A 25,302-nucleotide genomic window follows, 5' to 3' on the forward strand; every position below is an offset into this window, starting at 1 on the left:
AATTGATTTATTGTGCATTCTGGCCTGTTGTTATGGTGGGCAGATGCATTAAATTAAAACACTGACTTATTATTTAACCTGTAAATTGCACTTAAGTTAAATTTACAGGTTTTTTCTACGGCTTTTTGCCGTGGTTTATTTGTGTAAAAACGGTGTGTGAAAAGAGTTATTTATTAAAAATCGCCATTAAAGGCAGAATAAAAATTACTATTTTAAGATAGGGGCATATAAACCATCGTGGCGAAGAGAAAATCTACCGGTACCGGCTGGGTTATCCTACTAATAGTCGTTTTAGGGCTGATTACAGGTATCCCAAGAGAAGTGTGGATTGCACTGAGTGCGGCTATCTTATGCATGTATTTTGTCTGGCAAAATCTTAAAGGGACGAAGCGGTCTGTCGCCTCATCTATTAGCGCGGACATGCAGAAAACTGCAGCGATACCTGATCTTGGCGATTATTCTATTACCCCTTCGCAGCTTGAACCCGAACATAGCATTGAAGGTAGCAGCGCAAATCAGACCCCATCAGTTGATGAAATCAAGAAACCCGCGACTAAAAAACCCGAGACCTCGCGAGGATCTTTAGCCCGCGCTTCCTGGTTACGTCCTGGCGAGTTGGCGGTTGTGGCTGGAATAAATTTACCCGATGGCATGATTTACATTGGTAATAAATACAAAAGTAATCGCACTGGTGCGGAACCTGCATTTATTAACCCATCGATGGATGTGGCAGAACAAGAAATAGATATCTCCTTGCCGCTGATTGATAATGCGCCTGATTACTCGACATGTTCGCCGCAAGCGAGAAGAGCTTATTTACAATGGCTTGCAGATGGGCGTAAATCACCTACTGCGCATATTGGTTACGTCTTCCTATTCTTCTATGGTTTGGAACATCGGATTTTAATCGATGCTGCAATTGATCCGGTAGCGAAAAAAGAACTTCCTATTCTTGAAGAAGAAATTAATCGCCTGCTAAATATTTATGGGAAAAATAACGCATTTAATCATTATGCGCAGAACTTGTTGGTTTATATATCTCGAGTGAATATAGAAGAGAAACTCTATCTCTCTCCCCCCATTAACCCGCGAGGCATCAACAGAACTTCCGTTGGCGCTACTGGTTGGTTTAGGGCAGTTGGCTGTTGACCAGCAACCTTTGCCTGCCGCCTGGGCGCTCGCCTGGGGCGAGGCTGATCCGGCGATAAATCAGAATATCTCAATGGCACATTGTGCTGATATTTTCTCCTCACTTTTTCAGCAGCGTTATCGTGAGCAGTATGGAGACGGATTTTTATTACCCATAAATAAAACCAAGCTACTGATATTTTATCGCCCTGCATCTGCGGGATTAATGGGGCAAGAGTTCTTTCAGCAGATGGGGGAACTGCCGAATGTGGCTGTGTGTAAAGCGCATAGGGATAAGCTGAGGCCAATATTTGAATCTTGCCAGCATGACCTGGATATCTATAACCGTTTTGCCAGTGTTAATCCAAAGAAAAAAATGTCACTGGAAGGGCAACTATTACTACCGATGCCGTTGTGGTCAGCAGCATTAAAAACAGAGTTAGAAAGTATCAAAGCGAGAGTGGGTTATGGTTTGTTGATGGTAACGCTGGATGAGCTTTTTCTTCGGCTCAGTACGGCGTGCGACACCAAGCCATTAGAGCGTTTATCCCGCAGTCAGGTTATGGCATTAACCTTTGCATTAGCATCACTGCAAGTGGGTATTGAACCTGATGTCAGAGCAGATAACCGCACACCTGTTTTGCAAGATACTGTGGCACTGTTCCCTATTGAGTCAATGGTGGCTGAATCTGCCACCTTTGCCGCATACCGCGTGACCATGCTTGCGGTGGAGTTGGCTTGCGCAGCGGTGATGATCGATGGGCGTATCGGTGAGCCAGAATCCATGATATTGACCCGACATATTGATGCCTGGGGTTATCTTAGCCCCGGTCAGCGTATGCGGTTGAAAGCTTATCTCCAACCCGGTATCAGGAAAAATAATACCCTACTGGCCCTGAAAAATAATCTTGAGCCGCTCTCGCTGGAGAACCGTCGGGCCATTGCTCGCTTTTTGGCACATTTGATTCAGGTAGAGGGAACCATTACGCCACCAGAAGTGAAATTTCTTGAACGGGTATATAAGCGTTTTGCCTTAGACAGCAAATTGGTTTATAGCGATCTTGATAGCCGTGCAACCCCGATGACACTGAGTCTGCCGTCTCAAGCCGCTGAAGTTATTAATGATACAGACCGTATTAATCTGTTAAAAAATGAAAGCCAGCAATTAGTGGTGTTGCTGGAGAGTCTGTTTGTTACTGAAAATACTGAGGTATCGACTCAGGAAGAGATTAATCCACAATCAATAACAGCAATTAGTGCTAATTTGCCCGATAGCATCGTGACTTTCTTGAAATTATTGATTTCCCGCGACTCTTGGGAAAGAGAAAAATTAGCAGATATCGCGTTAGATATGGAAATCAAAATTGACGACGCGCTGATTGAAATAAACCGCAAAGTATTGTCGGCGTTTGATGCCCCCTTAGTAACCGGTGAAGACATTATCGCAATAAACCGTGATATATCGGCAGCACTATTAATATGATTAGCCAGGTATCGTCGCGGTGTAACTTGAGCTGAACGCTAATAGTCGCTACCATAGCGCGCCTAATAATGTCAGAGAGATAGTCGTGATGAAATACCAATGGATACTGTTCGATGCGGATGAGACACTATTTCACTTTGATGCATATCAAGGGTTAAAGCTGATGTTTTCTCGCTTTAATGTGGATTTTTCCGTGCAGGATTTCGATTATTATCAATTGGTTAATAAACCACTGTGGGTTGATTATCAAGATGGGAAAATATCCGCCAGCGAATTACAAAACACCCGTTTTGAGATGTGGGCAGAGAAACTGGGGGTGGCAGCTACCCGGTTGAACAGTGAGTTTTTAGTCGCCATGGCGGATATCTGTTCACTCCTACCGGGTGCCCGTGAGTTGGTTGATGCCTTGAGTGGTAAAGTGAATATGGGCATTATTACCAATGGTTTTACCGAGCTACAAACGATACGTTTGGAACGTACTGGTCTGAAAAATGTCTTTTCTCCGCTGATCATTTCTGAACAAGTCGGGGTGGCCAAACCGGATGTGGCTATATTTGAGCATGCTTTCAATTTAATGAATAACCCGGCCAAAGAGCATATTCTAATGGTGGGCGATAATCTGCATTCCGATATTCAGGGTGGTATTAATGCAGGGATAGATACTTGCTGGCTTAATATGCACGGCAGTGTACCGGATGATAATATTGCGCCTCGTTACCAAGTCAGTTCGCTGGCAGAGTTACAGAAATTACTCTTGGCCTAATTAACCTCTTATCTAATTTTAAAAGGCCGTTAACGGTATATTATCGATAACAGCCGGTTATCTATGCTCGTATATTAGTTGCAAGCTTGAAGGTCTGCCATCCAACGTAATTCAATGCTAGTGACAACGTCACCGTTGATTGGCAATTAAGTCTTCTACTTGGTCAAAAATAGGCATTTCAGGCCCGAAGCGGCGCACCTGGAGCACATCCTCCAGTTTCTCCAACTGGCTTATCATTTGCAGTAATCGCTGATCATCCAAGACTTGCAGCCAAATGCGACTTTCGTCACCGCCAGCCAACGGCATACATAAAATTCCCTCGACGTTAAATGCGCGCCGGGCAAATAACCCGCAAATATGGGACATCACCCCCGGGTGGTTGCGTACGGTGAGTAACAGTGTCACCTGCGCAGAAGTCGATAGGTTTGGTGTTGGTTGTCCTGCCATTTGTTGAGTCGTCATATTACTCCCCTCCAATCATATCGATATTTGCCGCACCCGGTGGCACCATCGGATACACTTTTTCATCCACATCAATCAGTGCGTGGATCAATACCGGGCCTGGTCGGTTTAAGGCTTCATGCAAGGCAGCATAAGGGTCGCTGGCTGTGTTGAGGTCACATGTGGAGAAACCAAACCCTTCTGCGATATGGATGAAGTTTGTGCGATACGGGTAGTCGGCTGCAAAAATACGTTTACCAAAGAACAGTTCCTGTTGCTGATGGACTAAACCCAATGATTGGTTATTCATCAAAATAATCTTAACGTTCAGCTGTTCTTCAGCGGCGGTCGCCATTTCCTGAATATTCATCATCAGGCTGCCATCACCAGAAAAACACACTACTTTTGCCTCTGGTTTCGCCAGTGCTGCACCAATGGCAGCGGGCAGACCAAATCCCATGGTGCCCAGTCCGCCAGACGTTAACCACTGTCGCGGGCGATGCAACGGATAAGCCTGCGCTACCCACATCTGGTGTTGTCCCACATCAGTGGTAATGATGGTGTCATCATCCAGCGCTTCGGCCGCCGCGCGAATCAAACCATAGTGGCACAGTGGGTTGGTGCTGTTGGGTTGATTGAACGGAAATTCGCGCTGCATATCACTGACGGTTGAGCGCCATTCGCTGCGTGAACGAGTTTCAACTAAAGGCAACAGGTGGGTTAATACCTGCTTAATGTCGGCATTCATCGCCAGGTGTGGTCGGCGGATTTTGCCTAACTCAGCCGGGTCAATATCAATATGAATGATGCTGGCATCAGGGCAGAATTGTTCTGCTTTTCCGATAGCACGATCATCAAATCTCGCCCCAAGTACGATCAATAAATCAGCTTGTTGCATGATCAGATTGGTTGAGCGTGCTGCATGCATTCCCAACATTCCCAAGGATAATGGGTGGTCAACGGGCATGGTACCCAGTGCCATTAATGTCATGGTAGTTGGCAGTCCAGCCTGTTCAGCCAGTTGTATTGCTTGTTGGTGCGCCTGCGAACTGACGATTCCTCCCCCCAGATAGAGCACAGGCCGTGCCGCACGGTTGATCATTTGAGCGGCGTGCGCGATAGCTTGTGGGTCTATTGGGCAAGGCTCATCGGCAACGCCTGGTAGCGGCAAACTCTCAAGCTCAATTTCTGCAGTTTGCACATCTTTGGGAATATCAATCCATACCGGGCCGGGCCGTCCAGACTGGGCAATGCGAAATGCCGCTGGGATCACCCGGGGCAATTCGCTGATATCGCGAACCAGATAATTATGTTTGGTGATAGGTATCGATATGCCATAGGTATCAACCTCTTGAAAAGCATCGGTGCCAATCATTGAGGAGGAAACCTGACCTGTAATACACACGAGTGGAATAGAGTCGAGTTTGGCATCGGCAATTGCCGTGACCAGATTGGTTGCCCCAGGGCCGCTGGAGGCTAAGCAGACTGCGGTTTGGCCGGTGGCGCGGGCCATGCCTTGAGCCATAAAGCCAGCACCTTGTTCGTGTCGTGCCAGCACATGGCGAATAATACGGCTTTGTCCTAGAGCATCATACAGCGGTAACGCTGCGCCGCCGGGAATGCCTGCGACCGTGGTAATACCTTGCTGCTCGAGCAAGCGAACTATTAATTGGGCGCCTGTATAACGCATGGTTATATCCTTCATCAGGGCCGGCGGTTAACAGAGTGGGGCTAAAAAGAAACCCCGCTCGGCTGGCGCCGGCGGGGTTTGGGAATCTTTCTGGATTCGGTACCCGTTACGGCGCGCTGCCGACCACCACCACTAGCACGCGTACGACTACCACTGCGTTAACATACGCAGTATTTTGTAGACTGAAGGTGGCAGTGGAATAGTTCACGAGGTATCTCATCAATAAGTGTAATAAGCCTTAAAAGATAAACACGATTCGCCAAAAGGCACAAGCAATCAGAATGATAACAATGCAAAAATCTGAGGCGGATCACAACGTTACTGGTGTGGCTGGACGCTGTAGTTAAATATTTTTTTGTTTAATTATTTGAAAATTAAGGTAATTAATAGATGTTTGGTTAGCGATTTAGCAAGATAAGGTTTTTTATCATATAGCATGAGGTGTCAGCACTCAGATAGCCTATCAACACAGACTAATCTGCTCTTGTTGATACCCTGTTTAAAATTTAAACATTAAAGTAAAACTCTTGGAGTGTATGGAATAGCCGCTTGATAAGGCATAGAAGGGACTTATGCATAAATCGTTATCTTTGGTTCTCATTGCTGTTATCGCAGGATGTGGTGCGAAACAACCCCCTCCCGAAACGGTCAGCATTGATAATTACACCGCAAATCGTATCACCAGTATTATAGAAGCTAAATTAGAAACAGCACCTTATAGCAATAAGGGTGATGTTATTGCGAATATATCTGCTGAGTTTTTAGGTACACCTTATGAGGCAAATGTACTCATTGGTTCACTAACGCAACCTGAACAGTTAGTGGTCGATTTCCGTGGATTGGACTGTTTCACCTACCTGGATTATGTTGAAGCCTTGCGAAAATCAGGAAGCAAGGCGGAGTTTGTGCAGCAAGTTATCAGAACAAGATATGTTGATGCTGATATCAGCTACTTGCACCGAAAACATTTCTTTACTGACTGGTCACAGCGATCCCCTTTAAACGCACAAGATGTTACTGCACAAATAAGTACTCATACCCACACTGTTCTCAAAAATCTGAACCAGAAAAAAGAGGGTGGCGAGTTTATCCCCGGGTTGAGTGCTATTGAGCGTAATATTGTTTATATTCCGGCTGAGTTTATTAATGATGCGGTCGTCGCAGAGTTAAAAAATGGGGATTATATCGGCATTTACACCCCTATTTTAGGTCTGGATGTCACCCATACAGGAATATTTATCAGGACAGCAAAAGGCGCGATGTTCCGTAATGCATCATCAATGAAAGGGAACAATAAAGTTGTCGACTCACCTTTCTTGGAATATGTGAAGAAAACCCCAGGCATTGTGGTACTTAGGGCATTGCCGGTCGGAGATAGTGATTTAGAACCAATGGGTTGAGTTCAGTATGGTGGTATCCGTTATTCCCCCGATTCAACGGGGAATAACGGGTATATTACTGATGGTTTACGGCCTGAATTGCGGATTAATCAGCAAGAATATTGCCGCTAATTGTTCACGATTCTGCAAGTTTATTTCGCTGCTGGCAGAATAACCCTGGTTGTGAATAATCATTTCACCTAAGCCAACCAGCCAATCATAAATATAAAATGCAGTATTATTGGTCGGGGTCAATGCCAATTTGGTTAATCGCTGTGATGCGCCCAACGGCGATACTGATTTAGGTGGTTGGGCAAAAATCTTATGTCCCCGATTAATACGGCTATCAGGGCGCTGGTTTTCCTCTATTTGTAAGAAACCAAGCCAGGCAACAAAATCGCCCAATACCGTCAACGCACGCGATACCTGACGATCGGCTTTGGTTTCACGGTGCAGACCAACTTGCTCACTGTCTGCCAGTATCGTGATTAACTGCCCGGCGATATCCAGTCGGATACTGGCGGTAATCAGTTCTGCAACCAGCAATTCAATCGTGGGTTTGGCAATACCGAGCAGTTCAATCAATGGGCCGTTATCGGGCAGTTGTCGCAGGTGATTTATCCAATAACGCTGCACACTTGCGGCATAGGCTGTTTCATAATCATGGCTTATCGCAGGTGTTACCGTGGTTTGAAATGCCGCGGATACAGGCCTATCACTGAATAAGTCGATATCGATACCGATACTAAAAGGTTCGCTATGGGTCGCTGGGGTGATCAATTCAGCCGCACGGTTTTGCTGTTGTAGATATAAGCCGCGTAACTCATCACGAGAGGGCAGCAGTCGCTCTAATAACTCGCCGTGTAAGCCGGTTCGCGTTTGTAAGGCTTTGAGTAAGGTTTCAGCAATACGTTGTTTCTGTTGCAATTCGCTGTTTGCTGGCTGATACCAGCCTGCAAGCAGGTTATCGGTCAATTCTCGTTGTAACTCATGAAGTTGTTCGGTTATCCGTTCTGTTTTGATATCACGACGGATCTCTTGGGTCAGATAAGTGACCATCCGTTCAACACCACGAGTGTCCAATGCCAGCATGGAGCCCCAGCTATCACCAGGATTACCCACATGACGTTGTACCGCTTCGTCATAATTTTTCGCACCAGCCAACTGTGGGTCTGCGGTAACCCGTTGATCAAAGGGTGTTAATGCCCAGATTAACCCAGGATTGCGACGGGAACGCACCTGCACATTTTCCCCCTGAGTTTGCTTAACCCAATAATCCAGTGCCTTACCGACAGTTTTGACTTCTGAGCGTTTACCCGCCGCATTGCAGACTAATAGCAGGTTTATCTGTTGTTTATCCGTGTAGCGGTCAAGTAAATAGGCATTTTTAGCTTGAGATAGCAAAACGGCCTGTGGATAAGGAGGATGTTCAAGGTATTCTGGTGTATCGAATGGCTCAGTAAAATCAGGGAAATCTAGCAAGTCAATGGATTCAAATACATTTTTACGGGTAGAGGTGGTCAGCGGGATATGTAACTCGGCAGCTAAAAAAGTTAGCTCAGCAAGTGACAACGTCACTAAATCAGTCGTATTGTCATCAACTAAGGGCATAACTTGAATGTGGCTATCCGCGGGTGTGTTCAGAGAATAGAGTGTCGCAACATTCATAACGCCATTGGCGGGCAATAGGGTATCGTCCACTAATACGCTTAGTGGTGACAGTACTTGAGTCGCGCCGCCCAGATGTTGCAAAGTATAGGCGAAATGGCGGTAAGCATCGGTCAATGGATGTAATTCTGTCCACAGTAATGAGAACAAAAGGGCACGATCATCAATGCTCAGATAAGGAGCCAGTTCAATGGCCACCGGCCAGAAATGAGTTTCCAGTTTTCTCTGGCGCGGGGCGTCATGACGAACCAGATAATCCCACAGCCCAATGACATCATCACTGCTGATACCTGCATTGGCGATCGGTTGTCTACGCATAACGAGCTGTTGCAGATGGTCAGTAATATGCTGTTCATCCAGCGAATGCTCTCGTCCATCCTGATGACGGGGGTCTTGAGGGTTATCCAGTAGATAAGCACCCACAACTATTTTAGCAATATCCACTTCACTGAGAAGAGAAAGCCGTACCGGATGGCTTTCGTAATGACTAACGGCTTGCTGGCTAAAACGTGTTGCCAGCCCACAGGCCTGATAGCCCGGTTTTATTTGTTGCCAAAAGTCGAGGGTTTTCCCGCCAAGGGTGGTTTCCAAGCGGCCATTTTCATCCGCCGCCAGCGCTGAAATAAGGTGCTGTTTCCCGGCAGATGACTGACCAAAAAAGCCAATGCTCATGCCGGTTAAGGATGTTTCCGTTAGCTGACGTGCTTTATTGCGATGGCGACGCAGTTTGATGGTGAGAAGATCGGCTTCAATATCCAATCGAATGGCGTGTTGGCGCACATTGTCAATCCAATCAATTGTTTGATCAATACCTTGTGTGACCTGCTCAAGCTGGCTATTGAGCTGTTGGGTGATTAATGATTTCATTTTCTAAATACACTCCCACTATCAATCCAATAATGGGTTGATCCTGAACCGTTGCTGGCTAATGTGTTGAGCTTGAGGCGCAGATGATGGGATGGCACACGGCTCCCATCTTGCAATACGGCATCCGCTATCTCAAAGCGCTCCTGACCATCGTCATTCTGCTTGTCACCCTTTGCTAATCTCAGTCTGACATGCAATATGCTGTCACCCGCGACTTTGCGCGCCAGTTCCTGATCAACAATGGATAAGGTATAAAGCGGCGAGGCAGGCCAACGGTCATTATCGAGCTGGCGAAAGCCAAGGCACAACGACCCTCTAACCTGAAAATGAGCGTCGGATGGCAAGGCAAAATTGCTGCTATCCAGATCGATATCGCGATAGTAGACATTCTCTTCTGTCAGTGCGTCGCTGCTGTCTAACATCCCGAGGTAGCGTATGGTCGAATAAGGTTGGAAATCACCGGCTTTAAAGTAAAAACCGGCCAGCCGTAAGTCCAGTGCCAGTAAACATAGCATTGCCCCCACTGCGGCAGTCGATTTTGGGTTATCGATGCGACCATGCTTGTTAAACGGATACCAATCGCTGGTGTGATATCCATCCAGCGAGAGAATACGATTGTTGGGCAGCGGTTGCAGATGGCGAAATAGTGCCTGAATGCCGGGGAAGCGTGAAGGGCGGCCAGTCAATAACAGCACATCACAAGAATAGAGTGATACCACTTCAGACAGTGAACGCAGGTTTTGCGTAATACTCATTCGGTTAGATAAAAACTCACCGTGCAACTTGCTTAGCTTTAATACTAACGGAACCTGCAAAATATCAAACCCGCCAGCATCTGTTGGCAGTTCACGCTGAACTTCGCTGTTAATGTAATCAAGGACTTTCTGTGTCGGTAATTGGGGTAATAGCTCGCCAAAATTAGCGTCTATTTCTGCACTGGCATCCAGGGGATCAAAGTTTTCGTAGGCTTCCAGAATAGCCCGGCCTGCGGGCATAAATATCTGCAATGTGGCTTGCTGACGCAGGGCTGATTGCCCATCCATGCGGCCATCATTGCCGAATAATTTATCCAGCAAGGCATCAGTATTGGTGACGCCAGCTTTCTTAAGGCGAGCCTGGAGGGCAGGTAGAAGATAGAGCTGAATAACATCCAGCAAAATATCATCACCGGCCACTTTAAACCCTTCACGGAATAACAGGCGCGGGCTGATTTTGACATTATTGCCAATACCATCATCCAGCCAATATTGCGTAATTGCCAGGTCGGTGGTGCCACCGCCAATATCGATAGAGGCGATACGTAAGGTTTTCCCGACAACATCCCCAGCTTCCGGCTGTTTATCGGGTCGTGCCATACTGGCAAAAAAGGCTGCGGTACGGCCACCGAAATTAACTTGAGTTTCGTTATACAGATAAACCATCTGACCGCAGGTCGCTTCATCCCATTCCATCTGTACATCGGGTACTGGAACCTGGCTTTTGGCGCGGCCTTGCGTGGATGCAAAGTTATCATCTGCCGGATGCCAACCCATAGATTTCCAAACTAAGGCAATGGCTTCATTCATCCGGCGGCGGAATATCTCGCGCTCCGGTTTTGGCATGGCGGAAGGCAGCGTTAAGATAATGGCGCGTAATTGCCGTGGCGCATTGGCATGGGTCATTTTCAAACGTTGTGCCGCGCTGTTGATTTGCATCAGCGCTTGCGCCAATAGTTCCGACAACATAAATGTCATCAATGAACTACGGCTATAATGTGGTGAAAATACCGGGAGCCGTTCATCTACTGGCACCGTATAGAGCGGTTGGCCGTCATCATTGACCAGATTGGTCAGCGGCAACGCCGTCGCCAGCGGTTCATGTATCAGTGTGGTTTGGGTCTCGTTGAAGCGCCAGCCCGCAGTATAGGTCTCTTCATCCCACAGATAGCGGCGGGGGCTGGAAATGCCGGTAGACCCGTCGGTGCCCAAACGGTGCTGTGCCATACGGCTGGCTTCACGACCAACACGGGTAATCGCAGGCCAGATAAAGGCATCGTCACGACCACTTTCCACCGAAAAATTCTGTTTGCCGAACTTCGCTTGCGCAAATTCAATCCGGCTTTCAAACAGTTCGTTATACAGATAGTGTGGCTCGCTTAAATCACGAATTTGTAATTCGTAAGTCTGTTTCAGGCCATTACTTTCATCGGCATGGTCTTCCACCAAAATGCCGCAGGTATGCGAGTTGCCGACATCGAGGATCAAATCAACATTAACGGTAGGTTCTTGTAGGGTGCTGGTGTTGATTTTGATTTCTGGCACACCAATCTGGCTGCCAAGTAACTCCAGCAAATTAAGATAGTGCGCCTGATATTCGAATTCGCGCAGCGATACACTGATATGCCTTTCGGTGCGTTCTTCCTGTTCTGATGCCTGTTGAACAAAAACTTCCCGCAACCAACCGTCAACCCAGGTTAAATCAAGGAATTCTGCCAATTCTTCATTGTGGTAGGCCAGGGCGAAACTTAATCCAGTTTTGACATCATTTTCATTAGGTGCCAAATACTCATTAGCATCACCTTCAGGATAGACTTTGGTATCAAATGCCATGGTGACACGTAAAGTATTGCCATCTTGATCTGGCGAATCTAGCACTAAAATCTGTACTCTGGCCCAGTTATCAGGCCCATTAACGAAGGTGCGCGGCGGATTAAAACGCAAGAAGGGCAGCGGCAACCAAATCTTGTTCAGCAGTTTTAGCGATTGTTCCAATGGAATACTAAATTCAGGTTTAACAATCTCTGGGGCTGAGCCGGGTACCATTAGCGAATATTTACCATTATGTGGATGGTAATTCAGGCGTAATAGTGGGCCATTAGCACTTTTGCGGACGAATTTATTTGGCAGCTCAGTATCTAATTGGGGCTTTAAAGCGAAGTCCAGAAACTGAATGCCACTGTCCTGAATAAGCGTAATTTTCTGTTTTAAATCCGTGATCGTTGCCAGCATAATATTATTTAGTCTCACGCTTCATCGTCATTGGAAGGGTCGTATTGGCATCGTAACGGCCTTTGCAATCTGCAATCCCGCTCACGCCTTGTTTGCAGACGATCTCAGGCATTTGATATTTTGAACCATCACTGCACTGCGCCCTATAGCGGCTATTGATTACCAAATTGCCTGACTTCATTACACCAGCAGTGATATTTGCGCGGCAAGTCACGTTATCCCCGTGGGTGATTTTCACCGTACCTTTACCGTTTTTAATTTGATACTTCAGGCTGGGTGCTTTACCGGTTTGGGCGGCTTTAATATCCGGGCTGACACGCCAGTTGCCATTAAGGAATGTAGTCGATCCCACTTTGACGGCATCCGAAGGGAGTATCAGCGCACTTTTGCTCTCAACGGTGGTCGGCAATGCGACGGCGGTCGGTTCCACGATAGCTGACGCAGGCACGACGGTGGCATTATTCAACGGCAGTTGTGATGCAATTGTGGGCTGGATAATTTGAGCAACAGGTGCAGTGGCTACCGGTGCTGACAGGGTTCTATCTTCAGTGGCTGATTTATCTTCAAGGACAGTGGGCTTAACATCCGGGGCGGCAGCGGCATTTTCCGGCATTCCACCACTGAATTGCACTATCAAGGCGATAATTAGCGCCAACACCGGTAACATCCAGCTAAATCGTAGCCAACGTGTTGGTTTTTTTACTGCTTTTGATGGCGGGGTGACCTCTGCGACAGGTTCTGGCAGGGGGGGCAGCAACGTAGTTTCGGCCTGAGGCGCTAACTCAATGACAGCAGCGGCAGGCGGCGTGGGCATTGGGGCCGCAATGGTAGCGATAATAGGTTCAATCGGCTCGTAAGCTTCGCTGGTCTGGCGCAGACAATCGAGTGGGTCAGTGCGTGTTTTTTTATCCGGGCTGACAAATCCCCAAAAGGTCAGTACTGGCTTGCCTGCCACTAAATAAACGTGATTTTGATCGGGGAATTGCATTGTTTTGGCCAACAGTACGCCAAATAACCGCTGTGCGGCGTTATCAGATTTTTGCGCCCGCTGACACAAGTCATTGGCACTTGCCAGACAGGCTGACAACTGCTTAACCGCTGCCTTGCGCTCAACACTGCTGGCTGCCAGCCATGAGGTCACTTTGCCTTCAATGGGGGCATACCAATCTATGCGGTCGCCGCGTTCATTAAGTTGAGGTATGGCCAGACAGTCAGCAATATGTTGCTGTTTTTTAAGGCGTAATGCCTCTCTTATCTGCCGTGCAGAGGCATAAACCGGTTGCCCGTTTTCGCCTAACGCCAGAATGTCGTCCAAACTACCACTGCGTAAAAATGATTTTGCCACGCAAAAGAGACCTTTATAGTGTTGCCCAAGGCAGAAAATAATGTGTTATCTGCGACAACCTATACTTTAGTGTTGGTGAAGGGGAATCAAACGACGGAATAAGTGGCAAAATGTCCTCTTGTTTTCAATGAATGGAGGTTTTTGGTGTAACGCGTGTTTGGATATTTGCTCTGTAACGGCAAAATGTTCATTACAGGGCACATTACGTCGATGGACAGTAAAACCGTGTTTTTTACTATGTTTCTGCGTCGGTTAATTGAGTAAGCTAAGCCCCGCCTTTACGCGTATTGAAAGGAGATATCTTGAATCAATCACAAAATACCATTCACCTATCAGCCAACGAAGCGATTGATAGGCTTGAGACGCTATACGAGTCAGCACTTGCGGCATTGCGTGATGCTATTAGCGCTTTTATTCGCGATGGCGCTCTGCCGGATGTTGGTGAAAGGGCTAAGGGCTTGTTCTCATATCCACAGCTCAGTGTCAGTTGGGACGGAAGATTCCGCGACCACCAGCGTACCCGTGCTTATGGGCGTTTCTCCCGGACCGGGCAATACAGTACCACTGTTACTCGGCCGACATTATTTCGGGACTATCTGACAGAGCAACTCACCTTGCTTGAAAGTGAGTATGGCGCGGTGTTTGAAGTGACACCGTCACAACAAGAAATGCCATATCCTTTTGTGATCGACGGTTCTGACCTCATTCTCGACCGGTCGATGACGGCGGGCCTTGCTCAGCACTTCCCAACCACGGATTTGGCAAAAATCGGTGATGGCATTACTGATGGTATTGATACTGCCACCGCTGATTTTCCCTTATCGCATTTCGATGCCTTGCGGACTGATTTTTCACTGGCGCGGCTAAAACATTACACGGGCACCCCCGCAGAACATATTCAGCCTTATATCCTGTTCACTAACTACAGCCGCTATGTTGATGAGTTTGTCAGTTGGGCTTGTGAGCAGATTCTCGACCCCGCCAGCCCTTATAAAGCCTTATCCTGTGCCGGTGGCAGCTACATAACGGCTGAAAATGCTGATCCTGAAAAGACCACCTCTGATCTGGCATGGAAAAAACATCAGATGCCGGCCTATCACTTAATTGCAGAAGGGGGTCATGGCATTACTTTGGTGAATATTGGCGTCGGCCCATCCAATGCCAAAACTATTTGTGATCATCTGGCGGTACTGCGGCCTCATGCATGGTTGATGATTGGGCACTGTGGTGGATTGCGTGAAAGCCAGGCCATCGGCGATTATGTGCTGGCTCATGCCTATCTGCGTGATGATCATGTGTTGGATGCGGTGTTGCCGCCAGATATCCCGATCCCAAGTATTGCTGAGGTACAGCGGGCATTGTATGACGCAACCAAAGCGGTGAGTGGCATGCCAGGTGTTGAAGTCAAACAGCGATTGCGCACCGGGACGGTAGTCACTTCTGATGATCGTAACTGGGAGCTGCGTTTTTCTGCGTCAGCACTGCGTTTTAGCTTAAGCCGCGCAGTTGCCGTCGATATGGAAAGTGCCACCATTGCAGCTCAAGGTTATCGCTTCCGGGTGCCTTATGGCACATTGCTCTGTGTTTCAGATAAACCGTTACATGGCGAAATCAAGTTGCCGGGGCAGGCGAACCATTTCTATGAAGGTGCTATTTCAGAGCATTTGCAGATTGGTATTCGGGCAATAGATTTATTGCGCGCGGAGGGTGATCAACTGCATTCACGCAAACTGCGTACCTTTAACGAGCCGCCGTTCCGCTAATCTGATCACGCCATAAACCGGCAAAGTATCAATCGATGTTTTGCCGGTTATGCTCGATGACCATCTTAATAAAATTGTCCCGCACCAAATCAGGAATAGCACTATTCCAGGCAATACCCACTTGCCAACTGAGGGTGTCACCGCTGAGCGCAATAATATTCATCGTCGGGGGCGCGATATGCACCACACTCTGCGGCAGTAATGCCACGCCGAGACCGGCAATCACCAGTGCGAGTATGGTCTGGATATCCTCAACTTCTTGCATCGCTGGCGCGTAGAGTTGATTTGACTGTAAGAACAGGTCAATTTGTGCATTTAGCCCGCGCCCACGCTCGCTATATAAACGCAGTAACGGCAGATGTTTTAACCATTCGTCGAGTGTTAGTGCCTTATCTTGCGGGGTTACCAGCACCAGACGATCGTCAAATAAGGGATAATAATGTAACGGTGCCTTGGGCGGCACTCGAACAAATCCTATTTGCAGTTCACCGTGGGTTAATAATGCATATTGCTGTGCCGAGGGGATATCCTCCAACGTAATGGCAACGCCAGGGAACTGCTCTCTGAATTTGGCGACACAGTGCGGAGCAGTATAGAAAGTCGACAATCCAAAACCTATCGATATAAACCCTTCAATGCCCTTGGCCACTCTGGTGGCATGTTGTAGAAAAAAATCAGACTGATTAATCACTTTCTCCGCCTCTGCCAGCAACTGTTGGCCGCCAGGGGTCAGTAGCGCACCATGACGCCCGCGTGAGAACAGATGAAGATTTAGCATCGATTCCAATAAGTTAATCTGCTTGGACAGGGCCGGTTGCGTGATACAAAGCGCCTGTGCAGCTTCATTGTAATTGCCTTTCTGTGCCAGCATAACAAAGGCTTTTAGCAACTTAATATTCACTATTTCATTCCAATTGGTAATCGATAAAGGAAAATCATTCATTATAAAGTTATCAATACGGCTGCTGTAATGCCAATGATAAAAATCAGCGGTAGATGCCCTAGGAGGATAATGTGACTGAATCACCATTGATAACAGCAGCAACCGTGCAGTTCCAGCATCAGGCCAATAACAAACAATATAATCTGTTGGTTATTGAGAAGTTTATCGAGCAGGCAGCCCTGCAAAACATCAAAATATTAGCGTTTCCAGAGATGTGTATCACTGGATACTGGCATGTCCCTAAGTTGACTGCGGTGCAAGTCAATGCATTGGCGGAATCGATAGAAAACAGCCCATCAATCGCCTTGGTTCGTGCGTTAGCAGTTAAATATCAAATGCTTATTGGTGTGGGCCTGATTGAGCGGGCAGATGACGGGCGACTCTATAACGCCTATGTTGCTTGCATGCCTGATGGTACCTTGCACACTCATCGAAAATTGCATGCTTTTGAGCATCCAACCATTAGCAGCGGCGATTCTTACACCGTGTTTGACACCCCTTGGGGGGTCAAAGTGGGCATCCTTATCTGCTGGGATAACAATTTGGTGGAGAATGTTCGCGCTACCACCTTACTGGGCGCGGATATATTATTGGCACCACATCAAACCGGTGGAACTCACTCCCGTAGCCCTTATGGCATGAAGCCCATTCCACTCGAACTGTGGCAACAACGTGTTGAACGAAAAGAAGAAATAACCGCGGCAATTCGTGGCACCAATGGCCGGGAATGGCTGATGCGCTGGTTACCAGCCCGGGCACATGATAATGGTTTATTTATTCTGTTCAGTAATGGTATTGGGGCCGATGATGATGAAGTGCGCACCGGTAATGCGATGATACTGGACCCGTATGGCCGCATCATCAATGAAACCTGGGAGGCCGCCGACATGATGGTGTGCGCTGAGCTGGATCTCTCCTTGATCCCACTCAGTACTGGACGGCGCTGGATCTATGGTCGTCGCCCAGAGTTATATACCATTTTGACTGAGCGGCAAGGTTATGAACGGGATGCTATTTCAGCACGTTTTTCCGCTGATGCTCCAGTCCTGAAAAACAGATAGCTGACCGCCAATTTTACAGTCAATATCGGTGAGGCAGGGACTGAAAACACCTGCCTGTATTACCGGCGAATGCCGGTGCCAATGCTGATACTCGATACTCCGCCCGAACCCCCACTCACGCCGACATGACCGGTATTTGCACAGGCAATCAGCAATAGTGTAATCATCACCATGATTAACTTTTTCATTCGGTTTCCTTAGGTTCGCTAGCACGCTACGCGCGCAGAGACAGGAAGGGTAGCTTGCCTGTCTCGGATACTGCCCGATAAGTTATATCAAATAGTATATAGCTAAAGCGGGTTGTCTATGGTTTTCATCTGACAACTGAATAGGTCGCAGAGAGAGTCATATACAGCGTAAATGTATGGCAGTGATAGCTGATTCAACCTGATTGGTAACAGTATCTGTTTAATAATCAGATCAACACTTTTGCAACACTCAATCAAGAGACTCGCCTATGCACTTTACTCAAGCCATTGCCAGACTGCCGGCGGCTACCTGTGGTAGCGGCCAGACCACGTCCCAATTGGGCACCCCAGATATTGCTGTGACGGGTCACCAATTTTTGGCCTACGTGGATACCTTGCTCCGTCTTGGCCTGAAAGTGACTATTTTACCGGCAGCACCGGCATTCCCTGATGCGCACTTTGTTGAGGATACTGCCGTCGTCATGCCGGAACTGGCGGTGATAACCCACCCTGGGGCACCCAGCCGCCAAGGCGAAGTGGCGACTATCGAGCCGCTATTTACCGACCGCCCGGTTGTTCGAATGAGTGAGCAAGGCCATCTTGATGGGGGTGATGTGCTGTTGGTGGATAAACAATTTTTTATCGGCCTGACTTCACGCACTGATGAAGTAGGGATCAGCGAATTTACCGCCGCGGTCGCGCGCTATGGCTATCGGGTAACGCCAATAGCAGTGAGTGCGGGGTTACACCTGAAGTCGATTGTTAACTATGTCGGGCGTAACACCTTGTTGCTGACCGAGGATTATCAGCACCATCCTGCGTTTTCTCGGTTTAATACCCTTGTTATTCCTGAAGATGAGTCTTACGCCGGTAATACTTTGTGGATCAATGATACGTTGATTACCCCGCAAGGGTATCCTTATACGTTGGCGCAAATTGAAAAGCTGGGAATGCCAATTATTCAACTTGATACCAGTGAATTTAAAAAAATGGATGGCGGCTTGACCTGCCTCTCGCTTCGTTTCTAATCCTTGCGGTTTCTATTACTTGCCAACATTGGGATCTTAACCATGAAAAAGACATTAGCTGCAATATTGACCGGCCTGATACTTTCCGCGCCCGTGGCGGCTCAGACCATTGACACTATTAGCTTTGGTGTCGACGGGGGTTATCCACCTTTTGATGTTCTTTCTCCCAGTGGCGAGATCACCGGCTTTGATATCGATATCGCGAATGCCTTGTGTGAAAACCTGCATGCGAAGTGTGTATTCGTTAAACAACCGTTTGAAAGTATGATCGCGGCACTTAATGCCCGTAAGTTCGATGCAATTATTGCGTCGCTGACCATTACTGAAGAGCGCAAAAAAGAAGTGGATTTCACTGATCGCTACTATCGCAGTGCCGCACAATTGGTGGCACGCAAAGGCAGCCCGCTGTTACCGGATACCGCCAGTCTGAAAGGCAAAACCGTGGGGGTGCAAACCGGCTCAATCCATGAGACCTATGCGAAAAAGCATTGGGGTGGGCAAGGGGTGAAAATCGTCTCTTATGCCAATCAGGACAATGTCTATCTGGATCTGCTGTCCGGGCGCATCAACGCCTCGCTACAAGATAACATTCAGGCTGCCAGTAGCTTTATTGATACCCCGCGTGGGCAGAAGTTTGCTTTTGCCGGGCCGGTTATCCAAGACGAAACTATCTCATCTGATGTGGGGATCGCCGTCGGTAAAGATAATCCAGCGTTACGCGATGCATTGAATGGGGCAATTAAGGCGATCCGTGCTGATGGTACTTATGACGCCATTCAGAAAAAATATTTCAGCTTCGATATTTACGGCAACTGAGTGCGCCACCATTTTTTGTGATGTAAACCCGCCGGGCCGATAACTGACGCGCCGGCACCGGTTTTTCAGCGACAGGGGCCAATAATGGTAGCCGAATATTTGCCTTTACTGGCACAGGGGGCGGGGTTGTCACTGTGCGTGATGCTGCTGTCACTCGCGGTGGCACTGGTACTTGGGTTGATCAATGCCGTTATCAAACTGTTTGGCCCGCGCTGGTTGCGCTGGATATCAACCGGATACACCACGCTGGTGCGAGGGATTCCTGAACTGGTGATTATGTTGCTGTTATTTTTCGGTGGCGAAATGCTGGTGAATGGGTTCCTCAGTTTATTGGGCGTGGGGCCCGTTCGCTTCAACACGTTTATCTCTGGCGTGTTGGCCATTGGTATTGTGTTCGGCGCTTACTACACTGAAACGTTCCGGGGCGCATTTCAAACCGTTGATCGTGGTCAGTTGGAGGCCGCAATAGCTTACGGTATGAGTCCTGCTCAGGTATTCCGGCGCATTATGTTGCCACAGATGCTCAGTTTTGCTATTCCGGGGATCAATAACAACTGGCTTGGTTTAATGAAAGCGTCAGCGTTGATATCCATTCTGGGGTTGGAAGATATGGTGTGGCTGGCTGAACAGGCAGGGCGTGCGACACAAAAACCGTTCTTGTTTTACTTCCTGGTGGCGATGATTTACATGGTCATCACCGCGCTTTCTAGTTGGGGATTCAGTCGGCTTTCACGGCGCTATGCGCTGTCAACCTCTAGTGCAGCGAGGCAAGGATGAATCTGCAAACCATGCTGGAGGCTGCACCGACATTTTTGTATAGCGACGGGTCGGATGTTACCGGGTTGGCCATGACCGCTAAGCTGTTTTTACTGTCCGTGGTGCCGGGTTTATTGTTGGCACTACTGATGGCAGTTGGGCAAGCTTTTGGCCCACGGCCGCTCTCTTGGTTCATCCGCAGCGTAACTTATTTTTTCCGTAGCACGCCGCTCTATCTGCAATTAATGCTGATCTACTACGGTTTGTCACAGTTTGACATCGTGCAGTTGGGTTGGCAGGACGACCAACCATTCTGGCTGCTGTTCCGCGATGCTACTTTTTGTGCCACGCTCGCGCTGGTGCTGAATACCAGTGCTTATGTGGCAGAATTATTGGCGGGAATGATGGTGACGTTTCCACGTCAGGAGTGGGTGGCTGGCGAAGCTTTTGGCATGAGTCAGTGGCAGATTATTCGCCGGTTGGTTCTGCCCGCAACATTGCGGCGCGGTATCCCAGCGCTGAATAACGAGATGGTATTCCTGCTACACGCCACCTCACTTGCCAGTACCGTAACGCTATTGGATATTACCGGCGTGGCGCGCTCGTTCTATGCGGCAACCTATTCACCGTTTATCCCGTTCCTGATGGCGGCGGCGCTCTATCTGTTATGCACTTTTATGCTGATTTACCTATTTTCACGTGCAGAACGGCGCTGGCTGGCTTTTGCCCGTCACGATTAAGTATCCGGTGCGGGCACTGCAGATTTAAGTGCGTTTGATGGTTTGTAATTCCGTCAGGGTGACAATTTTATCGACCCGGAATTTTTTACTGGTCAGCCAACTATCAGCCAGTAACCGGTAGTGTTCCATGTTACGACAGCCAATGCGCACCAGGAAGTCGAAGCTGCCACCGACCAACCAACAGTCCAGCACCTCCGGCGTTTTGCCTACTTCCTGTTCAAATGCCGCCTGCGAGTGCCCATGGTCGGCCAGTGCAATTTGTGCTTGTATAACAAAAGCATGCGCAGGTTCCGGTAACTCAATAATAGCGCTGTAACCGCGGATAATACCGGCGCGTTCCAGTAGCCGCACGCGCTCCAGACAAGGGCGAGCGGTTAGGTTTACCTGTTCAGAGAGCTTTTGATAAGAGATGCGACCATCCTGGCTCAGTATTTCAAGGATTTTTTTGTCAATTCGGTCAAGCCGGGCTTTCTTTTCCACAGATAGGACGTCCAATGAAAATCAATAATCATAAGTTACCTGAACATGCCCTGGGTGGGCAGCGTCAATTAACCAGTTTCCATTTCGGCCAGCAAGGTTTTGGTGAGAAAATCTATCTACAAGCTGGCCTGCATGCTGATGAGCTGCCTGGCATGCTGGTATTACATTATCTTAAAAGATTACTGAGTCAGGCGGAACGGCGCGGTGAAATTCAGAGTGAAATAATTATTGTACCGCTTGCCAACCCGGTAGGTATTGCGCAAGTGCTCCTTAATAGTGGTATCGGTCGTTTTGACCTGGGCAGTGGCCGCAATTTCAACCGTGATTTTCCTGATCTGGCGCAAGGGGTACAAACGCGGCTAGCATCGCGGCCGCTCACTGATAGTGTTGGTATACAGCAACAAGTGCGAGTTGCCATGGTTGAGGCATTGCAGGATTTGCCTGCCAGCAGTGAAGTTGCAGCGCTGCGCCAACATTTGTTGCGACTGGCCTGTGATGCTGACCTGGTGCTGGATCTGCATTGTGATGATCACGCTATTTTGCATATGTATGCAGATCCTGCCTGGCGCGAACCGGCAGAGACACTGGCACGTTTTTTAGATATTGGTACCGTATTACTGTCACAAGACAGTGGTGGTGGATCCTTTGATGAGGCTTGCGGCTTGCCATGGCATCGGTTGGCGGCACATTATCCGGCGTTAAAGCTTGAACCGGGTTGCATGGCGGTGACGCTAGAATTACGGGGTCAACAGGATGTTAGCCACGCGTTGGCCAGTGCTGATGCCGAGCGTCTTTATCACTATTTGCAGTACCGTGGCGCAGTCAAAGGGCAACCTTTGGCTATTCCGCAGCGGGAAGTCACCCTGTTGCCGTTTACGGCAGGTGAGATAGTGACGGCACCTGCCAGTGGTATTTTGCTGTTATTACGCCAGCCGGGTGAATGGGTTGGGAAAGATGAAGTGGTGGCTGAAATTATTGATCCGCTCACCGATACGGTAAAAGCGGTTCGTGCTCAGACCGGCGGCATTATCTACGCCAGCCGGCGGGCACCTTTTGTCACCTTGGGGGCTGAAGTGATGAAAATTGCAGGCAAAACCCCCTACGCAGGTGGCGGGGGGTTAGCGTTGTGATGTTATAGCGCAGCACGATTAATGCTACACACTCAGTTCACGTAACAGGGGGAAAGCCTGTTGGGTCTGTTGTTCGCTGACGACGAACGCGCGTAATTGCTGTGAGTTATCAGTACCACGCGCCACTATCCCCTGCGCTGTCAGGCATATTTCCCAGTGGAGATCCTCGCGGTTGGTTTCGCCAGCGAAATAGAGCGGTAGATCAGGTGTTTTGACTTTAACTAACATCGGCGGCAGGGTGAGACACGCGGCTCCCCCTAGAATATTTTTTGCCAGTGTCATGGCTCCCACTAATATGGGCTGCAAAAATGGCAGTACTTTCCCCTCGACCTCGGCACAATCACCCACGGCAAAGATATCTGGATCAACCGTTTGCAACTGATTATTGACCTTAATACCACGCCCAATATCGAGACCTGCGGCAGCGGCGAGGGCAGTTTCCGGCTTTAAACCAATCGCGGCAATAACAGCATCAACGGTATACGTTTGACCCGCGCGAAGTTCTACTCGCAACCCGTTGGTGACTTTTGTCACACTGAGCAATTCATTATTAAATACCAAAGTAACACCACTCTGGCTGAGGCGTTGTTGTAAGCGGCTACTGATCTCCACCGGTATCACAGCGGCCAGCAAACTGTGTGCCTTATCCACCAACATCACCTGTTTACCGGAACGCTGTAGGTCCATCGCCAATTCCGTCCCGATTAATCCGCCGCCCAACACTAAAACACGCTGTGCCTTTTGCAACCTATCTTGGTGTTGCCGATATTCATTTTGGCTATTGAAGGTAACGATCATCTCGCTACCGGGCACGGCAGGGACTAGCGCTGCCGCCCCGGTAGCCAGCACCAATTTATGATAATTAAATGCCCGATCACCACAAAAAACGCGTTTAGTGTGTCGCTCAATGGCAGTGACCAACATCGCTGTATGTAAAGTAACATTATTTTCTGCTGCAAACTGCTCGGCCGACAGCCGTGTTAGATCGTCAGCGCTCTGCTGACGACTAAATACATGACTTAAATCAGGTTTATTATAGTCCACACCACTGTCAGCAGCGATCATGTGGATTGGCACTTGCGGGTCAAGTTTGCGGATATTTTTAACCACCTGGCGGGCGGCAAAACCTGAACCCACAATAATAATGTTATCTGTCATAACATGCTCCATTACAGTGGATCGAAAACAGATTTGCCCAAGCCACACTCTGGGCAGAGGAAGAAGTCGGGGACATTTTCCCAACAGGTTCCCGGCTTAACCTCTTGAAGAGGTTCACCCAGCGCCGGGTCATATATCCACTGGCAAACACTGCATTGCATTGAAATACCAAGAGAAGGTTGTGAGGGGCTATTCTCACTGTGAGCCTTTTCTTGGGTGAGGGCGATGGCGTCAACCTCAGATGAGCGCAGGGTATCCAATGGGTGAAGTGCCCATTCACGGGCAATTTTACGCCCATGCTCACGACACTCTTCTAAAGCATCAGTATCAGGTCGCCATTTCATTTTTAAGGAGAGCGAGATATCAAACCCGGCATCCATCAGGCGAGTTTGAATGCGGTCAACCGCACCGCCAGTCCAGCCAAAGCTGCCAAATGCCGCAGCTTTTTTGTTACGGAAACGTAATCCAGCCAACTCTTCGAGCATCCCCGCGATTTTTGGCATCATGACGTTATTCATGGTGGAAGAACCCACCAAAACGCCTTTAGAACGGAAGACCTGGGTGAGGATTTCATTTTTGTCATGGCGGGCAATGTTGTAGATCTTCACCGCCACACCGGGGTCGGTATCGTGAATACCCTGAGCAATAGCATCGGCCATCATTCGGGTATTATTTGACATGGTGTCATAGAAAATGGTTATCCGGTCTTCCTGATAATCTGCCGCCCAAGCCAGATATTGCGTGACAATTTGGGTTGGATTATCGCGCCATACCACGCCATGGGAGGTGGCAATCATTGATACTGGCAGATTGAAACCAAGAATTTCATTGATTTTTGGTGTTACCAAGCGGCTGAATGGGGTCAAAATGTTGGCATAATAGCGAGCGCATTGTTCATAAAGCTCGGTCTGATCGACCTCGTCATTAAACAGATGCTCATCACAGTAGTGCTGACCGAAAGCATCATTACTGAACAACACGGCATCACCCGTGATGTAAGTCATCATGCTGTCAGGCCAGTGCAGCATCGGCGTTTCAACAAAGATCAATTGCTTACCGTTGCCGATATCTAAGGTATCGCCGGTTTTAACGGTAATGAAATTCCATTCAGGATGATGATGATGTCCGTTAATTGAGTCGATAGCATTGGCGGTGCAATAAATCGGGGTGTTGGGGATACGCGCCATTAACTCGGTCAATGCACCGGCATGGTCTTCTTCTGCATGGTTGATAACAATATAGTCGAGCGTATTTAAGTCGATCTCTTGTGCTAAATTGGCAACAAAATCTCGATCAAATTTCTGATCAACAGTATCGATCAGAATGTTTTTTTCTTCGCAGATTAAATAGCTGTTGTAACTGGTCCCTTTCAGGGTTTTGTACTCAGTACCATGGAAATCACGCACTTCCCAATCACGTTGCCCAACCCATTTGATATTATTCTTAACTTGAATCGCCATGAACCGTTCCTCAACGAAAATAAATGAT

The 25,302-nt window shown here is 48.2% G+C and carries 20 protein-coding genes and 1 pseudogene; 10 read left to right on the forward strand and 11 right to left on the reverse strand.

What is annotated here, in order from left to right; genetic code table 11:
* The first annotated feature begins 237 nt into the window (after positions 1-237).
* Together V1956_RS13150 and yjjG are read left to right on the forward strand one after the other, a co-directional pair.
* Positions 238-2,611 (forward strand): annotated as a pseudogene (locus V1956_RS13150) (TerB N-terminal domain-containing protein).
* Positions 2,612-2,699: 88 nt separating this feature from the next.
* Positions 2,700-3,374 carry a pyrimidine 5'-nucleotidase gene (gene yjjG, locus V1956_RS13155; protein WP_083158814.1) on the forward strand — a complete coding sequence of 225 codons (675 nt, stop codon included), beginning with the start codon at positions 2,700-2,702 and terminating at the stop codon, positions 3,372-3,374.
* Between the two features lie 129 nt (positions 3,375-3,503).
* Here the strand turns inward: yjjG and ilvN are convergent, their stop codons facing one another.
* The 3 genes from ilvN to V1956_RS13170 form a co-directional block, all read right to left on the reverse strand.
* The gene (gene ilvN, locus V1956_RS13160; protein ID WP_372559051.1) at positions 3,504-3,836 is read right to left on the reverse strand and encodes an acetolactate synthase small subunit; all 333 of its coding nucleotides are present in this window, start codon (positions 3,834-3,836) and stop codon (positions 3,504-3,506) included.
* Position 3,837: 1 nt separating this feature from the next.
* Positions 3,838-5,505 (reverse strand): acetolactate synthase large subunit, encoded by a 1,668-nt coding sequence (gene ilvB, locus V1956_RS13165; protein WP_193784659.1) that lies wholly within the window; start codon positions 5,503-5,505, stop codon positions 3,838-3,840.
* Positions 5,506-5,611: 106 nt separating this feature from the next.
* Positions 5,612-5,713, reverse strand: coding sequence for an ilvB operon leader peptide IvbL (locus tag V1956_RS13170; protein ID WP_227746532.1), 102 nt, complete (start codon positions 5,711-5,713; stop codon positions 5,612-5,614).
* Between the two features lie 364 nt (positions 5,714-6,077).
* Between V1956_RS13170 and V1956_RS13175 the strand changes: the two genes are divergently transcribed.
* The gene (locus V1956_RS13175) at positions 6,078-6,905 is read left to right on the forward strand and encodes a DUF1460 domain-containing protein (protein ID WP_442825206.1); all 828 of its coding nucleotides are present in this window, start codon (positions 6,078-6,080) and stop codon (positions 6,903-6,905) included.
* Positions 6,906-6,971: 66 nt separating this feature from the next.
* Here V1956_RS13175 and V1956_RS13180 read toward each other — a convergent pair whose 3' ends face one another.
* From V1956_RS13180 to V1956_RS13190, 3 genes are read right to left on the reverse strand one after another with little or no spacing between them, the layout of a single operon-like run.
* Entirely contained in the window at positions 6,972-9,419 is a 2,448-nt protein-coding gene (locus V1956_RS13180; RefSeq protein ID WP_442825207.1) for a putative virulence factor, read from the reverse strand.
* Positions 9,416-12,406: a virulence factor SrfB gene (locus V1956_RS13185; RefSeq protein ID WP_442825809.1), complete on the reverse strand. Its 2,991-nt coding sequence runs from the start codon at positions 12,404-12,406 to the stop codon at positions 9,416-9,418. Before V1956_RS13185 ends, V1956_RS13180 begins: the two co-directional genes overlap by 4 nt.
* Positions 12,407-12,410: 4 nt before the next feature.
* Positions 12,411-13,751, reverse strand: a complete 1,341-nt coding sequence (locus V1956_RS13190) for an SrfA family protein (protein WP_372559048.1) — start codon at positions 13,749-13,751, stop codon at positions 12,411-12,413.
* Between the two features lie 302 nt (positions 13,752-14,053).
* Between V1956_RS13190 and V1956_RS13195 the strand changes: the two genes are divergently transcribed.
* Positions 14,054-15,514: an AMP nucleosidase gene (locus V1956_RS13195; RefSeq protein ID WP_372559047.1), complete on the forward strand. Its 1,461-nt coding sequence runs from the start codon at positions 14,054-14,056 to the stop codon at positions 15,512-15,514.
* 28 nt (positions 15,515-15,542) lie between these two features.
* Here V1956_RS13195 and V1956_RS13200 read toward each other — a convergent pair whose 3' ends face one another.
* Positions 15,543-16,415: a LysR family transcriptional regulator gene (locus tag V1956_RS13200; RefSeq protein ID WP_442825208.1), complete on the reverse strand. Its 873-nt coding sequence runs from the start codon at positions 16,413-16,415 to the stop codon at positions 15,543-15,545.
* A 113-nt stretch (positions 16,416-16,528) separates the two neighbouring features.
* On the opposite strand from V1956_RS13200, the gene V1956_RS13205 reads away from it, so the two are divergent.
* Positions 16,529-17,518 carry a nitrilase family protein gene (locus V1956_RS13205; RefSeq protein ID WP_372559045.1) on the forward strand — a complete coding sequence of 330 codons (990 nt, stop codon included), beginning with the start codon at positions 16,529-16,531 and terminating at the stop codon, positions 17,516-17,518.
* Between the two features lie 59 nt (positions 17,519-17,577).
* On the opposite strand, the gene V1956_RS13210 is transcribed toward V1956_RS13205, so the two are convergent.
* Complete coding sequence (locus V1956_RS13210; RefSeq protein ID WP_265331623.1) at positions 17,578-17,706, reverse strand: hypothetical protein; 129 nt, start codon at positions 17,704-17,706, stop codon at positions 17,578-17,580.
* 269 nt (positions 17,707-17,975) lie between these two features.
* Here V1956_RS13210 and V1956_RS13215 point away from each other — a divergent pair, with 269 nt between their 5' ends.
* From V1956_RS13215 to V1956_RS13230, 4 genes are all read left to right on the forward strand, one after another.
* Positions 17,976-18,734, forward strand: a complete 759-nt coding sequence (locus V1956_RS13215; RefSeq protein WP_442825209.1) for a dimethylarginine dimethylaminohydrolase family protein — start codon at positions 17,976-17,978, stop codon at positions 18,732-18,734.
* 42 nt (positions 18,735-18,776) lie between these two features.
* Positions 18,777-19,550 (forward strand): ABC transporter substrate-binding protein, encoded by a 774-nt coding sequence (locus V1956_RS13220; RefSeq protein WP_083158824.1) that lies wholly within the window; start codon positions 18,777-18,779, stop codon positions 19,548-19,550.
* Positions 19,551-19,634: 84 nt separating this feature from the next.
* The gene (locus V1956_RS13225) at positions 19,635-20,327 is read left to right on the forward strand and encodes an ABC transporter permease (protein ID WP_372559043.1); all 693 of its coding nucleotides are present in this window, start codon (positions 19,635-19,637) and stop codon (positions 20,325-20,327) included.
* The gene (locus V1956_RS13230) at positions 20,324-21,046 is read left to right on the forward strand and encodes an ABC transporter permease (RefSeq protein WP_083158825.1); all 723 of its coding nucleotides are present in this window, start codon (positions 20,324-20,326) and stop codon (positions 21,044-21,046) included. The genes V1956_RS13225 and V1956_RS13230 overlap by 4 nt, the downstream gene beginning before the upstream one ends.
* A 24-nt stretch (positions 21,047-21,070) precedes the next feature.
* Here the strand turns inward: V1956_RS13230 and V1956_RS13235 are convergent, their stop codons facing one another.
* Entirely contained in the window at positions 21,071-21,526 is a 456-nt protein-coding gene (locus V1956_RS13235; protein ID WP_420074504.1) for an Lrp/AsnC family transcriptional regulator, read from the reverse strand.
* A 14-nt stretch (positions 21,527-21,540) separates the two neighbouring features.
* Between V1956_RS13235 and V1956_RS13240 the strand changes: the two genes are divergently transcribed.
* On the forward strand, positions 21,541-22,656 hold the full coding sequence (locus V1956_RS13240) for a succinylglutamate desuccinylase/aspartoacylase family protein (protein ID WP_442825210.1): 1,116 nt from the start codon (positions 21,541-21,543) through the stop codon (positions 22,654-22,656).
* 24 nt (positions 22,657-22,680) lie between these two features.
* On the opposite strand, the gene norW is transcribed toward V1956_RS13240, so the two are convergent.
* Together norW and norV are read right to left on the reverse strand one after the other, a co-directional pair.
* Positions 22,681-23,814: an NADH:flavorubredoxin reductase NorW gene (norW, locus tag V1956_RS13245; RefSeq protein ID WP_372559040.1), complete on the reverse strand. Its 1,134-nt coding sequence runs from the start codon at positions 23,812-23,814 to the stop codon at positions 22,681-22,683.
* An 11-nt stretch (positions 23,815-23,825) separates the two neighbouring features.
* Positions 23,826-25,274, reverse strand: coding sequence for an anaerobic nitric oxide reductase flavorubredoxin (gene norV / locus V1956_RS13250; RefSeq protein ID WP_420074501.1), 1,449 nt, complete (start codon positions 25,272-25,274; stop codon positions 23,826-23,828).
* Positions 25,275-25,302 lie beyond the last annotated feature (28 nt).

The organism is Yersinia sp. 2540 StPb PI (assembly GCF_052217165.1).
Lineage (GTDB): Bacteria > Pseudomonadota > Gammaproteobacteria > Enterobacterales > Enterobacteriaceae > Yersinia > Yersinia enterocolitica_E.

Excerpts from the sequence above, each read along its gene's own strand:
- V1956_RS13185 (WP_442825809.1), bottom strand. The coding sequence starts at position 12,406 with ATGCTGGCAACGATCACGGATTTAAAACAGAAAATTACGCTTATTCAG.
- V1956_RS13215 (WP_442825209.1), top strand. The coding sequence starts at position 17,976 with ATGCACTTTACTCAAGCCATTGCCAGACTGCCGGCGGCTACCTGTGGT.
- yjjG (WP_083158814.1), top strand. The coding sequence starts at position 2,700 with ATGAAATACCAATGGATACTGTTCGATGCGGATGAGACACTATTTCAC.
- ilvB (WP_193784659.1), bottom strand. The coding sequence starts at position 5,505 with ATGCGTTATACAGGCGCCCAATTAATAGTTCGCTTGCTCGAGCAGCAA.
- V1956_RS13210 (WP_265331623.1), bottom strand. The coding sequence starts at position 17,706 with ATGAAAAAGTTAATCATGGTGATGATTACACTATTGCTGATTGCCTGT.
- norV (WP_420074501.1), bottom strand. The coding sequence starts at position 25,274 with ATGGCGATTCAAGTTAAGAATAATATCAAATGGGTTGGGCAACGTGAT.
- V1956_RS13180 (WP_442825207.1), bottom strand. The coding sequence starts at position 9,419 with ATGAAATCATTAATCACCCAACAGCTCAATAGCCAGCTTGAGCAGGTC.
- V1956_RS13230 (WP_083158825.1), top strand. The coding sequence starts at position 20,324 with ATGAATCTGCAAACCATGCTGGAGGCTGCACCGACATTTTTGTATAGC.
- V1956_RS13175 (WP_442825206.1), top strand. The coding sequence starts at position 6,078 with ATGCATAAATCGTTATCTTTGGTTCTCATTGCTGTTATCGCAGGATGT.
- ilvN (WP_372559051.1), bottom strand. The coding sequence starts at position 3,836 with ATGACGACTCAACAAATGGCAGGACAACCAACACCAAACCTATCGACT.
- V1956_RS13220 (WP_083158824.1), top strand. The coding sequence starts at position 18,777 with ATGAAAAAGACATTAGCTGCAATATTGACCGGCCTGATACTTTCCGCG.
- V1956_RS13240 (WP_442825210.1), top strand. The coding sequence starts at position 21,541 with ATGAAAATCAATAATCATAAGTTACCTGAACATGCCCTGGGTGGGCAG.
- V1956_RS13225 (WP_372559043.1), top strand. The coding sequence starts at position 19,635 with ATGGTAGCCGAATATTTGCCTTTACTGGCACAGGGGGCGGGGTTGTCA.
- norW (WP_372559040.1), bottom strand. The coding sequence starts at position 23,814 with ATGACAGATAACATTATTATTGTGGGTTCAGGTTTTGCCGCCCGCCAG.